Annotated in this window: 14 protein-coding genes and 2 pseudogenes; 6 read left to right on the top strand and 10 right to left on the bottom strand. The window is 60.9% G+C overall.

All coding sequences use genetic code 11. The features are described 5' to 3' along the window. Nucleotides 1–82 precede the first annotated feature (82 nt). Nucleotides 83–1,018 (top strand): aromatic alcohol reductase, encoded by a 936-nt coding sequence (locus GRH90_RS13610; RefSeq protein ID WP_162366499.1) that lies wholly within the window; start codon nt 83–85, stop codon nt 1,016–1,018. 113 nt (nt 1,019–1,131) lie between these two features. Here GRH90_RS13610 and GRH90_RS13605 read toward each other — a convergent pair whose 3' ends face one another. The 3 genes and pseudogenes from GRH90_RS13605 to GRH90_RS13600 all read right to left on the bottom strand — a co-directional run bounded on the left by GRH90_RS13605 (nt 1,132) and on the right by GRH90_RS13600 (nt 2,983). After that, nucleotides 1,132–1,605 (bottom strand): alpha/beta fold hydrolase, encoded by a 474-nt coding sequence (locus GRH90_RS13605; protein WP_312857190.1) that lies wholly within the window; start codon nt 1,603–1,605, stop codon nt 1,132–1,134. 21 nt (nt 1,606–1,626) lie between these two features. Then, nucleotides 1,627–1,879: pseudogene (locus GRH90_RS26255) on the bottom strand (epoxide hydrolase N-terminal domain-containing protein); the annotation flags it as partial. A gap of 153 nt (nt 1,880–2,032) precedes the next feature. After that, complete coding sequence (locus GRH90_RS13600; RefSeq protein WP_162366498.1) at nt 2,033–2,983, bottom strand: AraC family transcriptional regulator; 951 nt, start codon at nt 2,981–2,983, stop codon at nt 2,033–2,035. 82 nt (nt 2,984–3,065) lie between these two features. Between GRH90_RS13600 and GRH90_RS13595 the strand changes: the two genes are divergently transcribed. Further along, nucleotides 3,066–4,304 carry an MFS transporter gene (locus GRH90_RS13595; RefSeq protein ID WP_162366497.1) on the top strand — a complete coding sequence of 413 codons (1,239 nt, stop codon included), beginning with the start codon at nt 3,066–3,068 and terminating at the stop codon, nt 4,302–4,304. Between the two features lie 420 nt (nt 4,305–4,724). Beyond that, on the top strand, nt 4,725–5,297 hold the full coding sequence (mntP, locus tag GRH90_RS13590) for a manganese efflux pump MntP (RefSeq protein WP_162366496.1): 573 nt from the start codon (nt 4,725–4,727) through the stop codon (nt 5,295–5,297). A gap of 144 nt (nt 5,298–5,441) precedes the next feature. Here the strand turns inward: mntP and GRH90_RS13585 are convergent, their stop codons facing one another. From GRH90_RS13585 to GRH90_RS13570, 4 genes are all read right to left on the bottom strand, one after another. After that, a complete protein-coding gene (locus GRH90_RS13585; RefSeq protein ID WP_162366495.1) occupies nt 5,442–6,341 on the bottom strand; it encodes a LysR family transcriptional regulator in 900 nt (299 codons plus the stop codon). A 113-nt stretch (nt 6,342–6,454) separates the two neighbouring features. Then, a complete protein-coding gene (locus GRH90_RS13580; RefSeq protein WP_162366494.1) occupies nt 6,455–7,858 on the bottom strand; it encodes a heavy metal sensor histidine kinase in 1,404 nt (467 codons plus the stop codon). Further along, complete coding sequence (locus GRH90_RS13575; protein ID WP_162366493.1) at nt 7,855–8,529, bottom strand: heavy metal response regulator transcription factor; 675 nt, start codon at nt 8,527–8,529, stop codon at nt 7,855–7,857. The genes GRH90_RS13580 and GRH90_RS13575 overlap by 4 nt, the downstream gene beginning before the upstream one ends. Nucleotides 8,530–8,562: 33 nt before the next feature. Continuing rightward, nucleotides 8,563–9,336 (bottom strand): alpha/beta fold hydrolase, encoded by a 774-nt coding sequence (locus GRH90_RS13570; protein WP_162366492.1) that lies wholly within the window; start codon nt 9,334–9,336, stop codon nt 8,563–8,565. A gap of 503 nt (nt 9,337–9,839) precedes the next feature. Here GRH90_RS13570 and GRH90_RS13565 point away from each other — a divergent pair. Beyond that, nucleotides 9,840–10,145: a transposase gene (locus tag GRH90_RS13565; RefSeq protein ID WP_162366491.1), complete on the top strand. Its 306-nt coding sequence runs from the start codon at nt 9,840–9,842 to the stop codon at nt 10,143–10,145. Nucleotides 10,146–10,201: 56 nt separating this feature from the next. Here the strand turns inward: GRH90_RS13565 and GRH90_RS26525 are convergent, their stop codons facing one another. Further along, complete coding sequence (locus tag GRH90_RS26525; protein WP_281352759.1) at nt 10,202–10,330, bottom strand: hypothetical protein; 129 nt, start codon at nt 10,328–10,330, stop codon at nt 10,202–10,204. A 32-nt stretch (nt 10,331–10,362) separates the two neighbouring features. Continuing rightward, nucleotides 10,363–10,977, bottom strand: coding sequence for a TetR/AcrR family transcriptional regulator (locus GRH90_RS13560; RefSeq protein WP_162366490.1), 615 nt, complete (start codon nt 10,975–10,977; stop codon nt 10,363–10,365). A 117-nt stretch (nt 10,978–11,094) separates the two neighbouring features. Here GRH90_RS13560 and GRH90_RS13555 point away from each other — a divergent pair, with 117 nt between their 5' ends. Beyond that, entirely contained in the window at nt 11,095–11,835 is a 741-nt protein-coding gene (locus tag GRH90_RS13555) for a 3-oxoacyl-ACP reductase family protein (RefSeq protein ID WP_162366489.1), read from the top strand. Between the two features lie 9 nt (nt 11,836–11,844). Continuing rightward, nucleotides 11,845–12,033, top strand: a pseudogene (locus tag GRH90_RS13550) (hypothetical protein); the annotation flags it as partial. Here GRH90_RS13550 and GRH90_RS13545 read toward each other — a convergent pair. Next, the gene (locus GRH90_RS13545; RefSeq protein WP_162366488.1) at nt 11,972–12,886 is read right to left on the bottom strand and encodes a LysR family transcriptional regulator; all 915 of its coding nucleotides are present in this window, start codon (nt 12,884–12,886) and stop codon (nt 11,972–11,974) included. The pseudogene GRH90_RS13550 and the gene GRH90_RS13545 overlap by 62 nt on opposite strands. Nucleotides 12,887–12,893: the final 7 nt, after the last annotated feature.

Below are 12,893 nucleotides of genomic sequence, written 5' to 3'. Positions count from 1 at the left end.
TCCACCCCTGTATCACCGGTGTGCCTTCTTGTTCTCAATCGTGAGAGATGCAAACCTAAACGCAACTACATAGGAGAAACGCATGAACGTCAACACTGAAAACACCCCAAACGCCATCCTGGTGATTGGCGCCGGCGAGCTCGGCATGGCGGTGATCCGCGGCCTGGCGCGGCACGCCGCTTTATCCGCCGACACCCCGGTGACCGTACTGCTGCGCCCGTCATCCATCACCAGCCGGCAACCCGGCAAACAACGCGACATTGCGGAATTGCGTACGCTTGGCGTGCGGCTGCTGGCGGGCGATCTGCTGGTTGATTCCATTGCCGATCTTGCCGACCGGTTCAGGGCCTTCGATACGGTGGTGTGCTGCACCGGGTTCGCGGCCGGCGGCGGTACACAGCTTAAACTTGCCCATGCCGTGCTGGAGGCAGGGGTAAGGCGTTATTTCCCCTGGCAGTTCGGCGTCGATTACGACCTGATCGGCAAAGGCAGCGGCCAGGATCTGTTTGACGAGCAGCTGGACGTGCGTCACCTCCTGCGGGCGCAGACGCGCACCGAATGGGTCATCGTCTCCACCGGTATCTTTACCAGTTACCTGTTCGAGCCATCGTTCGGCATCGTCGATGGGGCAAACCATACCGTGCACGCCCTGGGAAGCTGGGATAACGCCGTCACCGTTACCACGCCTGAGGACATCGGCGTCCTGACCGCGGCGGTCCTGTTCGCCGCACCGCGCATCGTTAACCAGGTGGTGTATACCGCCGGCGATACCGTCACCTATGCGCAGTTGGCAGATATCGTTGATAGCGTGCTGGGTGGCAAAGTTCACCGCGTAGCGTGGGACCTCGCGCATCTCGCCGCCGAGCTGGCCCGGGCGCCTGACGATGGGGTGCGCAAATATCGGTTGGCGTTCGCCAAAGGGATCGGGGTGGCATGGGATGTTAACCAAACCTTCAATGCCCGGCACCATATACGCGTGACCGGGGTAGAACAGTGGGCGCGTGAACATCTGGTCTGAGGATGCCCGCTGCGCGGATGACGCCGGCCTGAATAATCAACGCCGGTTGCCGGGAAATCTTCCCCGACGCCGCCCTGTTCGCCGGCGTATGCGCTGCGGCGCCTGGCTAGTGGTCAGCCCGCTGGATACCGCGCCCCATCCACGCCAGGGTGCTTAGCCCTTATCTCGCAGCGGCTTGAAAAACGCCCGTATCTCCCGCGCCAGCGCCTCCGGGCGCTCCATGGCGGCAAAATGGCCGCCGCGGGAGACGGCCGGTACGATCCCGGGATAAAATTGAGATGCAGTCCGGCAATCCTGTCGGGATAACGACAGGCCAGCCAGCTGGATACTCCGGCGCCGATATCGCCGCCCTGGGCGCCGAACCGTTGATAGCCCAGGCCCGTCATCAGTTCGGCCCATAGCCCGGCGACCTCATAGGATCCGGTGCCCTTGGCCGCCGGCGCGGCGGAAAATCCATAGCCGGGCAGCGAGGGCACCACCACGTGGAACGCATCGCGCGCATCGCCGCCAAAACGCGCCGGGTCGGTAAGCATAGGGATGATAGCCTGCATTTCGAGAAAGGATCCCGGCCAGCCATGCGTCAGCACCAACGGCAGCGGCGCGGGCCCGTTTCCGCGCTGGTGCACAAAATGAATCTCCTGTCCCGCCACCTGTGCCTTGAACTGCGGCAAGGTATTCAGCCGGGCTTCCTGCGCCCGCCAGTCAAAGGTATGCCACCAGCCGGCGCAGGAAACCGATGTCGGTTCCCTCGCTCCAGCCGGCGTCCGCGATGGGAGAAAGCCAACGGGTGCGTGACAGCCGATCGCTTAAATCATCCAGCGCCGATTGGCTGACATTGACGGTAAAAGGCTGAATATCCATAGGCGGGGTTGCTCCAGGCAATAGCATCGGGATCGGTGGCGATCCCGCGGTCCACGCCTATATTGTCGCTTGCCCTTAGCTTAACCGCTACCCCGGACCAGGTCAATTTGGCCTGCCCGCTTCCGCCACGTGGTGAACCCATGGCGGCTGATGTCAGGCCTCCTGTTTCGCCCCGGTGCGGAAATGGCTCGGCGCCGTGCCGATAATGCGCTTAAACGCGCGGCTAAACGACGCCTCCGAGTCGTAGCCCAGTCGTTGCGCCACCTCTGAAATGCGCGCGGAGTCGCGCATAATCCACTGCCGCGCCTGATGCATGCGCACCTGCGCAACATAACGGGCGGGGGTTTCACCCACGATGGCGGCGAACTTGCTGGCGAAGCCGGAGCGCGACGCGCCCATGACCTTGGCCAGTTCGGACAATGACCAGTCACGCTGGGGAGCCGCATGGATGGCGGCCAGCACGCGGCCGATTTCCGGGTTGCGCACGGCGGCAATCCATCCGGCCGCGCTTCCGCAGCCGTGCTCTACCCAGGCGCGGATAATCTGGGCGGCCAGGACATCGGCCAGTCGCGTTACCATGCCGCAGGCGCCCACCCGGTTCATCGCCACCTCGCAGCCCATGGCCTCAAGCAGATGCGCGATCATCGGCTCGTTCCGCATCAGTTCGTTGGCGCGCATCATATCCGGCATCATGCGCAGCAGCGGATGCAGGCTATCAAGGTTAAAGCGCATGGAGCCATAAAACAGCATGCAGCTCTCCCCCTCTTCACCCGCGTTTAAATCGAAAAAATTGCCGGTGATGGACTGGCACTGCCAGCGGGGAAAGGGTTGGGGCGTTACGCCCGGCTCGCTTGCCAGCGCGTGCGCGCTGCCGCGCGGCAATAGCACCGCGTCGCCCGCATTCAGCTGCAGCCATTCGCCGGCCGGGGTATGCAGCCAGCAGCCGCGCTCCGCCACGAACAGAAAGCAGGCGTCCTGACGGGCCGGAAACACGAAAGCCCAGGGCGCGGCGAGCTTGCAGCGGCCATATTCAACCCCGTCCAGCCGCAGGCCCTGCAGCATATCGGTAAGGGGATCGCCAGATTTGGACGAATTGTCAAGCATTGTGGGTTTCCTAGCATGGAAGTTCCAATCCGTCGACTGTACCATCCGGATCCACCCTTGAAAAGAATCTCGTGGAGAATCCATGTCAGAAAAGTCCTGTACCGGCGATGAAATCTTTGCCTGCACTACTGCCCGCGCTACGCCCCGCGCCGATAACGGACGAACCGTGGCCGCCTGGAGCGCGGTGCTGTCGCTGTCGCTCGGCGTCTTTGCCCTGGTCACGGCGGAATTTTTGCCCGCCAGCCTGCTGACCCCCGTTGCCGCCGATCTGGGCATCTCGGACGGCACTGCCGGGCAGGCGGTAACGGCGACGGCGCTGGTGGCCGCGCTCGCGGGACCGCTGGTGGTGATCGGCACGGGTAAAGTTGACCGCCGCCTGGTCGTCTGGGGTTTGTCGCTGCTGCTGGTGCTGTCGAACCTGCTGGCCGCCGTCGCGGCCACTATTTGGGTGCTGATCGCGGCCCGGGTATTGCTCGGCATCGCCCTGGGCGGCGTCTGGTCGCTGGCGGCCGCCCTCGCCCTGCGCCTGGTGCCGGCCCGGCTACTGCCGCGCGCCATGATGATTATCTTTACCGGGGTCTCGGCGGCCACGGTTTGCGCCCCGGCGCTGGGCGCCTATCTGGGCGATATCATGGGTTGGCGCGCCACGTTCCTGGCGGCCGCCGCCATCGGCATCGCCGCATTGCTCGCGCAGCTGGCTACCCTGCCCCGGTTGCCGCCGGGGGACGTGCCGAGCCTCGCCACTTTCGGCCTGCTGCTGCGTCGGCCGGGCATCCGCATCGGCCTGCTTACCGTCATGTTCGTGATCTCAGGGCACTTTGCCGGGTTTACCTATGTACGCCCTTTCCTTGAGCAGGTACCGCGGTTTGATGTGCGCATGATTTCAATGGTGCTGCTGGCCTTCGGCATCGGCGGTTTTTTCGGCAATCTCGCCGGCGGTTTTATCGCCGAACGCAGCGCCAGTATAGCCGTTGCGCTGGCGGCGATCCTGCTGTCAATCATGGCGTTTTTACTCCTGTTCTTTGGTTCGGCGGCGAGCCTGGCGTTCGCCGCCACCGCGACCTGGGGTTTTGCCTTCGGCGCGCTGCCGGTCAGCTTCCAGACCTGGAATACGCAAGCGGCGCCCGATCATGCGGAAACCGCCGGCGCCCTGCTGGTGACGACATTCCAGATTGCCATCTCCCTGGGCGCGGTGGCGGGCGGCCTGCTGGTGGACGGCCTCGGCGCGCCGGGCGCCATCGCCTACAGCGCCCTGGCGGTGCTGGCCGGCGGGGTGATTATGCTGGCGATCGGACGACGCAGCGAACGGCGGCCAGGTTAAAAAATGTCGCTTTGAATGCATAGATGCCCGGCGGAAAGGAAAAATCTTCCCGCTTCAGCGATTACCGGGGGAAGGGGCCGTTCCCGTTGGCTCAATATTTACCGAGGCTAATGGCATGGCCCTGTTATTTCTAAGGTAATAGAGTTAAAGGGAAGTCCCTTTCCGTTCAGCGCTTTATCGGCGGCGGGCCTCAACCCTCAGGTTATTGCCTGTGCGCCGGGCGTATTAATTTTAGGCCGCTAAACAGCCCTGGCTATGAAATATAGCCAGGGCTATACTTAATCCCATGTTTTTATTGTCTTTTTTTTCTCTTTATAACGCTGTATTATTCCCTCTTTCCCTGAGTAACCGGTATACGCCCGCCGCGCGGGATGAACAGCGGCAGGATCGATACCTGGCAACACCCGGTAATAAATAATAATGAATATGTACGCCACGATGATCCTTGCTTTCGCCATGTCGATGGACGCTTTTGCCGCGTCTATTGGTAAAGGGGCGACGCTCGAACGCCCGGGGCTGAAAGAAGCGTTGAGAACCGGCGCGATATTCGGCGCGGTGGAAGCCATCACGCCGGTCATTGGCTGGATGATGGGCATCACCGCCAGCAAATACATCGTGGCCTGGGACCACTGGCTTGCCTTTACCCTGCTCGCCATCCTGGGCGGCAGGATGGTAATTCACGGGTTCTGCAAAAAAACGCTGGAAAACGATCGGTCCAGGAGAAAGCATGGCTTCTGGCTTCTGGTCACCACCGCCATCGCCACCAGCCTGGATGCCATGGCGGTAGGGGTTGGCCTGGCCTTCCTGCAGGTCAATATCCTGACCACGGCGTTGGCCATCGGCACGGCGACGCTGGTAATGGCTTCATCCGGGGTGCTGCTCGGCCGCTTCCTGGGCCCGGTAATGGGCAAATGGGCCGAAATCCTGGGCGGCGTGGTGCTGATCGGCATCGGCTGCAATATCCTGATCGAACATCTCGGCCTGTTCAGCTAATCCTATAGCTGGTTAATGCCGGTATTGCCGTCCCCGATTCGCTCGTTCCCGGCAGTTGAACGCTGCATAATCCGGTCCCGCGCAGAATAGCATTCCTCCCTGTCAATGGCCGGATGGCGGGCGCGAAAAATCGCCGCTCCCCGGTCAATCAAATCCCCGGGCGCCAATGGCTTCAACCAGGTAATCAATAAAGGATTGGATGCGCGAAGACAGCGCCGTATTGCGGTAGTAAACCGCATTAATCGGCTGGCGGACATCCTGCGTATGCCGCTGCAGCAACTCACACAATCGCCCATCCCGGCGATCCGCGCGCGTCATAAAATCCGACAGGCAGGTTATACCGGCGCCATTCAGCGCCAGCTGCCGCAACGTTTCGCCGCTGGACGAGCGGATGGCCGGCTGGATATGCAGCGGCAGTCCGTTCTCATCCAGCAGCGGCCATTCGTTAAGCGCTTCGGGCTGGTTAAAACCCAGCAGCGCATGGCGGGATAAGTCCGCCACATTTTCCGGCGTGCCGCGCGCGGCCAGGTAAGCGGGGCCGGCAAGTACGCGGATGCGGCTATTGCCGATAAGCCTGGCATGCAACGTAGAATCTTTCAGGTGCCCGATGCGTATTGCCAGATCGGTGCGTTTTTCCAGCAGGTCGATGATGCCTTCGTTGCTGTTCAGCTCAAGCTCCACCTGCGGGAATCGCTCCCTAAAGCCCGCGATCAGGGGCACGATCGCATGCAGCATAAACGGCGATGCGGCATCCACCCGCAACAAGCCGGACGGCTGGTTGCGCCGCCTGGACATAAGTTCCTCGGTCTCCTCGACCGCGGCCAGAATAGGCCGGGCGCGTTCCAGGAAGGCCTTGCCCTCCTCGGTCAGCTCCAATCGGCGCGTGGTGCGCCTGAGCAGCGTGGTTTGCAGTTTCTCCTCCAGCCGGCCGAGGGTGCGGCTGGTGGCCGAGATGGTCTGGTCCAGCCGCACGGCGGCGGCGGTGATGGAACCGCAGTCCACTACCGCGATAAACGCCTGCATTTCATCAAGAGTCGTTTTCATATTTGACTAATTATCAAATATCCTTTTTGGATACGCCACTTTTTCTGAAAATATACCCTGACCACACCAACCGTTAAAATTATGCCGTTTTTTGACAACGGGAATGGCCATTATCATGGTCCACCGGGTCTTTTCGCCGGGAAAAACAGGCTGAAGCGGGTACGGTGATTACCGCTCGTTGCATCCCATCGTCCCTGGTGCAGCACCATGATGCTGCGGACAATGGACAATCCCAGGCCGGTGGCGTTCGAGGCGCCGATGCGCGACGCATCGGCGCGGTAGAAACGGTCAAATACGCGCTCAAGCTGTTCAGGCGCGATAGTGGGGCCGGAATTTTCCACACCGATCAGCGTCCCTTCCGGCTGCTGTTCGGCCTGTAATACGATGGTGGTGCCGGGGTCGGCATAACGTACCGCGTTGGCCAGTAAATTGGCCAGGGCGCGGCGCAGCAGTTCGGCATCGGCCCAAACGCCGCCGTCATGGTCGCATACCAAAGTCAGGCCGCGTTCTTCGGCCGGTCCTTCAAAATAGTCCGCCAGCCGCTGAAATTCGACCGCCACCGATAACTGCGCGCGCTGGATCGCATGCCCCGCATCTTCGGCGCGGGCCAGGAACAGCATGTTGTCGATCATTTTTGACAGACGCAACAACTCCTCGAAGTTTGAGCCCAATAGGTTTTCATAATAATCATTGCCGCGCTTATGCCGCATCGCGACTTCCGTTTGCCCGAGCAGGATACCGATGGGTGTCCTTAAATCATGGGCCATATCGGCTGATACCTGGCTAAGCTGGCGAAAGCTGGTTTCCAGCCGGTCCAGCATGGTATTAAACGCATCGATAAGTTGCCGCAGCTCGGGCGGCGCGCGTTTAAGGCCGATGCGCCGGGACAGCAAGCGAATATCTATAGACGCCGTCTCATCGGCCAGGCGGCGCAACGGCTTTAGCCCCCGGCGGGTGAAAAACCAGGCCAGGAGCGCGGTAAGCACCGTCGCCCCCGACGCCACCAGGATAATCTGGTGGCGATACATGGCCAGGGTACGGGTGCGTTCGGTCATCAGGCGGCCGGTGGTAATGGTAACCTCATAAGGCGCAACGGAAATTGTTGCCAGGGCGGACGCCGAGATAAAAGGAATGCCGCCGGCGGTTATGGCGTGGTGCACCGAGGCCAGGCTCAGGGGCGCGTCGGCCGCCACGGCGTTAATCTGCGGGATCGGCGAATGGCCGGGATTCACTTCGATCAGGGGCGCCCGGCCGGGGATTCGCAACACCAACAAAGACTCCGTATTACCAAGCATATTGGCAAACAGGCCCGGCTTCTCACGGATAAGCGTCATGACGTCTTCATTGAGCAACAAGGTGCGGATCTGCTCGACGCGGGTAATCAACGCCCCATCGTCACGGATAATCAGCTGTTCCTCGAGGGTACGGTACAGCGCGTAACCGACCGTCGCCATCACCAGCATGACCAACGCGGCCAGGATCAACGACAGGCGGGACGTGAGCGAGAGGCTTTTCATGCTTCGTCTTCACAGCGGTAACCTACCCCATGCACGGTATGGATCAACGGTTTGCCGAACGGCTCGTCTATCTTTTGCCGCAGACGACGCACCGCGACATCCACCACGTTGGTATCGCTGTCAAAGTTCATATCCCATACCCTGGATGCAATCAGCGAACGGGTCAGCACCTGCCCCGGACTCAGCATAAACAGATGCAGCAGATTAAATTCCTTGTTGGTCAGGTCAACGCGGGTACCGTTGCGCACCACGCGGCGTTTGGCCACATCCATTTGCAAATCCCCCACGGCTAGCACCTCATCCTGCTTTACCTGCCCCCCGCGCCGTAAGGCGATGCGAATACGCGCCAGCAGTTCGGCAAAGGAGAAGGGCTTCACCAGGTAGTCGTCCGCCCCCAGCTCCAGCCCTTTGAGTTTGTCTTCCAGGGTGCCTTTGGCGGTCAGGAAGATTACCGGGGTATCAATCCGCCTGTCCATCATCTCCATGACCGACCAGCCGTCCATTCCCGGCATCATCACATCCAGCAGGATCAGGTCATAATGGCTTTCCAGTGCCATATGCAGGCCATCCACGCCGCCCGACGCCACGTCCACCACATAACCGGATTCGGTCAGGCCGGTGCGCATATATTCACGCGCCTTGGGTTCATCTTCGATGACGAGAATATTCATATGGTCTCCGGCGCGGCCTGTCGCGGCCGCTTCCTAGTCTAGCGCATGCCGCGCCGCCTGTTCTATCAGCGCCGCCACCTGTTTGGGATGCGACTCGTATACCGAGTGGCTCGCCCCTTCGATTTCCACGGTATGGCTATGCGCCCGCGCCGCGTACATCCGCTCCAGATCGGGGCTGATGATTTTGTCGGCTTTCGCCACCATGTACCAGCTTGGCTTGGTTTTCCAGGCCGGATCCGCAATATTGGCGGTAAAGACGCTTGCCGAGGTCAACATCTGCGCCCGCGCCTCGAACCCGGCCTGCCTACGAGGCAGATCGGCGGCAAAATCCGCCGGATAATTGGCCGGATTGATGTACAGGAAGCCGTCGGGCGTCCTGGCAAAAGGGTGGGCGGTGTTCGGCAGTTTTTTGCCGTTGCCGGCCTCGGTCTCGCCGTTGTCCAGGGCATGGGCCGCGATATACACCAGCCCGGCGACATGCGGATCGTTACCCGCCTCGGTAATAATGGCGCCGCCATAGCTATGGCCCACCAGCACCGTCGGGCCATCCTGTAACGCCAGGATGCGTTTGGCGGCGGCCACATCCTCGGGGAACGAGGTCAGCGGCTCCTGCACCAGGGTCACGTGATAGCCGTCCTTGGTTAAAATATCATATACCGGCCGCCAGCCCGCGCCACCGACAAACGCGCCGTGGACCAGGACGATGTTCCTGACCGGGGCGGCCTGGGCTGAGACCGTGGCCGCCGTAAGCAATAGGGCGGAGGCGACGACGGATGACAAAACGGTGCGGTTTAATATATTACGCATGATCATAAACTCCTTGCTGGATGGGGATGGGGTAACTACCCCGGTTTCAATGAAGGAGTTTAAGGATCCTGCTCTGACGCCAGCCTGACGCAATCATTACAAAGTTATGACGATAACATGCCCGCGCGGCCCCAGATGACACGACCCCGGGTCTGTTTTGATCTGCGCGTTAAAGCCGGTTCGCCCGCCGGTCTGCAAATATGCGCTGGGACAGGCGTCTCGCGAAATAGCATTTCCCGCCTTGTGATGTAGGAGATAAGTGATTTGTTTAGCCAGCCCCTCCGGTTTTGTCCCTGCGAAGATCTGAAAAAAATGATTAAACGAACCCTACACAGACCCATAGGAAGGTTGATTTTTCTTCGGCCGGGCGGGTATAACCTCACTGCCGGGACCCGCTGGGTATGGAGGTCAACATGGTACCCCGCGCCACGCCCGTACGGCGTATCTCTAATGCCGGTCACCCGCTTAGGCGATATAATCACCGTACTAAAAAGGATGTCCTGATGACCAAAAAAAATAAATTTACCGCAGAGTTCAGGCGGGAGGCCGCGAGCCTGGTACTCGATAACAGCCATACTTATCGGGAAGCCTGCGATGCCACCGGGGTGGATGAAAACATACTATACCGCTGGGTCGCCCAGCTGCGCGCGGAGCGCAGCGGCATCATGCCGCCGGGCATGGCGGTAACGCCCGACCAGCAGCGTATTTTGGAACTCGAGGAACGCATAAGGTGTCTTGAAATGGAAAGGGATATCTTGAAAAAAGCCGCCGCGCTCCTGATAACGGACGAGTTTAAAAGCCTGCCCTGATAACAGCAATGGCCTCACGCCTGCCGCCCCTGCCAAAACGACACAAACAGTCCCGGCTACGCCTGCACGCCCGGTTTGCCATAGGGATGTTTTTCATGAACGCGTTCGGTCAGCATTCCGGCGCCCGGCAATCCGGTCGGGATAAGAACGCTGAAAGCGTTAAGCGCACGGCGTAATTTGGCCATCGCCATTGGCCTGCCGTTCGCGGGCATGCGCCTCATTCGGCCCGTGCATTGATTAATGCCGCCGGCCACAGCGCCAGCGCCATGTCCGCCACGGCGTCAAGCATGGCATAGCTGGCACCGTCGCGGGCCTGGATCGACATGCCCTGCTGGATGCCGACATACGTCCGCGCCAGCGCCACAGTATCGGTACCGGGCGCCAGCTCCTGCTCAGCCACCGCCTGCTCCAGCCGCGCGGTCAGCTTGTCGATGCCCTTCTGGCGCGAACGCGCCACCCTTTCTCCCAGCCGATCGTGGCCTTCGCCGGCCACGTTTGACAGCGTCACCATGCAGCCGCGCGGGAAGTCATCCCGGGTAAGGATCTCCGCCGAGCTTTTCAGCCACTCCCGCACACCTTCCCGCGCGCTGGCGGCGTAGTCCAGCGGCGACCATATCTGCGGCGCGATACAGGTTTCGTAATAGCCGATGGCGTCCAGGAACAGATCCTCTTTACTGCCGAACGCGGCATATAAACTAGGCGAATTGATGCCCATCGCCTGATAAAGATCCGCCATCGACGTCGCGGTATATCCTTTCTGCCAGAACAGCTTCATCGCTGCGGCCAACGCTGCCTGGCGATCAAAGCCTCTGGGACGTCCTCGTGCCGCCATAACCCGAGCCTGCTCTCATTAATTTTATGCCGATCGATATAATAATACTCTTGACCACTGGAGGCAATTCCGTTTACCCTATTTTTGTATCGATCAACACACAAATGGGGAATGATCATGAATTCACTTGAAGACAAACGCGCGCTGGTCACCGGCGCCAGCCGCGGACTGGGCAAGGCCATGGCGCTGTCACTGGCCCGGGCCGGCGCCGATGTGGCGATAACCTACGAAAAATCCGCCGACAAGGCGCTTGAGGTAGTGAAGGAAATTGAAGCCCTGGGCCGCAAGGCGCTGGCCATCCAGGCCGACAGCGCCTCAGCCGCCGCGGTACGTGACGCCGTCAGCCAAACCGTGGCCGGTCTGGGCGGCCTCGATATCCTGGTGAATAACGCGGGCATCGCGCGCGGCGGCATGCTGGAAGAAATGGCGCTGGAGGATATCGACGCGATGATTAACGTTAATATCCGCGGCCTGGTAGTGGCTACCCAGGCGGCGCTGCCCCACCTGGGGCAAGGCGGGCGCATCATCAACATCGGCAGTTGCCTGGCCGATCGCGTGCCCATGCCGGGCATTGCCGTCTATGCGATGACCAAATCGGCGCTGCTGGCGCTGACCCGCGGCCTGGCCCGCGATCTGGGCCCGCGCGGCATCACCGTTAACCTGGTCCACCCCGGGCCCACCGACAGCGATATGAACCCGGCCGACGGCGAAGGCGCCGAAACGCAGCGCCAGTTTATTGCGCTCGGCCATTACGGCAAGGCCGGGGATGTCGCGGCCGCGGTCACCTTCCTGGCCGGCCCCGAGGCGGCGCATATTACCGGCACAGGCATCAATGTGGACGGCGGTATCAACGCCTGAGGACCAGACGCCATCGCGCCCGGCCACCCTATCGGCGCCAGCGACGCGCGCATCCTGGCGACGCTTGTCCACGCGCTGCGAAACCGGAATAAAACCACCGGCCCGGCGACGTTACCGATCGGCGGCGGCCAGGGCATCACTGCTTTGCCTCGCGCCAGGGCGGGATCGGCGCAAACCGTTCCCGCAGGAAACGCATAAACTGGCGCGTACGCAGCGGCAGTCCCTCGCGCTGATGGGTCAACGCAATCACATCGGCGTCGAGGGTTTTCCACCCCGGCAGCAGGCGTACCAGTTCCCCTTCCCGCAAGGCCTGCGCCACATCCCATTCAGACCGCATAATAATGCCCAGCCCCCGCGTCGCCCATAAACGGATAATATCGCCGTCATTGCTGGCAAGCGTAGATCGCACGCGCACGCTGCTGCTGGTGCGGCCGCGGGTAAAATGCCACAGCAATACGTCTTCATTGTTTTCGCACAGGGCAATACAGGGCAGACGGGCTAATTCTTCCGGAGAGGACGGCTGCCCATGGCGGGCAATAAAATCGGGCGACGCGCAGACAAAACGACTGTTGGCGGCGATGGCATGGCCGATTAAATTGGATGAGCGTAATTCGCCAATATGGATCACGATATCAAAACGTTCCGCGGCTTCCACCATCGGCCGGTCCGACAGGGTAAGCAAAATTTCCACATCAGGGTAGCGTTGCTGGAAATCCGCGGCGGCGGCGGCCAGGTAACGCCGGCCGAAGCCAAACGGCGCGTTGATTTTCAAGGTGCCGGCAAAACTGCTGCGACGCTTGTCCAGCTCATGCATTAACGCGTCATACTGCTCCACCAACAGTTTACCGCGTTGGCATAACAGCTCCCCTTCGCCGGTAAAACACAGACGCCGGGCGGAACGGTCGATCAACCGCAAATTTAGCCGCTTTTCCATATTCTGCAAGCGCTGGGTCACCGCCGATGGCGTCAGGCCCAACTGATGGGCGGCGGCCACCAGGGTGTCATTATCGCGAATCGCCAACAGCAATTTCAGATCCCGCATATCGTGCATGGTGCAT

The organism is Acerihabitans arboris (assembly GCF_010131535.1).
In the GTDB taxonomy this organism is placed as follows: domain Bacteria; phylum Pseudomonadota; class Gammaproteobacteria; order Enterobacterales; family Enterobacteriaceae; genus Acerihabitans; species Acerihabitans arboris.
Note: the sequence above shows the minus strand (reverse complement) of the source record. Positions and strands in the feature narration are given on the sequence as shown.

Coding starts and splice junctions, on each gene's coding strand:
- GRH90_RS13600 (WP_162366498.1), bottom strand. CDS start 2,983: ATGCTTGACAATTCGTCCAAATCTGGCGATCCCCTTACCGATATGCTG.
- GRH90_RS13580 (WP_162366494.1), bottom strand. CDS start 7,858: ATGAAAAGCCTCTCGCTCACGTCCCGCCTGTCGTTGATCCTGGCCGCG.
- GRH90_RS13570 (WP_162366492.1), bottom strand. CDS start 9,336: ATGCGTAATATATTAAACCGCACCGTTTTGTCATCCGTCGTCGCCTCC.
- GRH90_RS13610 (WP_162366499.1), top strand. CDS start 83: ATGAACGTCAACACTGAAAACACCCCAAACGCCATCCTGGTGATTGGC.
- GRH90_RS13545 (WP_162366488.1), bottom strand. CDS start 12,886: ATGCACGATATGCGGGATCTGAAATTGCTGTTGGCGATTCGCGATAAT.
- GRH90_RS13565 (WP_162366491.1), top strand. CDS start 9,840: ATGACCAAAAAAAATAAATTTACCGCAGAGTTCAGGCGGGAGGCCGCG.
- GRH90_RS13585 (WP_162366495.1), bottom strand. CDS start 6,341: ATGAAAACGACTCTTGATGAAATGCAGGCGTTTATCGCGGTAGTGGAC.
- mntP (WP_162366496.1), top strand. CDS start 4,725: ATGAATATGTACGCCACGATGATCCTTGCTTTCGCCATGTCGATGGAC.
- GRH90_RS13555 (WP_162366489.1), top strand. CDS start 11,095: ATGAATTCACTTGAAGACAAACGCGCGCTGGTCACCGGCGCCAGCCGC.
- GRH90_RS13560 (WP_162366490.1), bottom strand. CDS start 10,977: ATGGCGGCACGAGGACGTCCCAGAGGCTTTGATCGCCAGGCAGCGTTG.
- GRH90_RS13595 (WP_162366497.1), top strand. CDS start 3,066: ATGTCAGAAAAGTCCTGTACCGGCGATGAAATCTTTGCCTGCACTACT.
- GRH90_RS13575 (WP_162366493.1), bottom strand. CDS start 8,529: ATGAATATTCTCGTCATCGAAGATGAACCCAAGGCGCGTGAATATATG.
- GRH90_RS26525 (WP_281352759.1), bottom strand. CDS start 10,330: ATGGCCAAATTACGCCGTGCGCTTAACGCTTTCAGCGTTCTTATCCCG.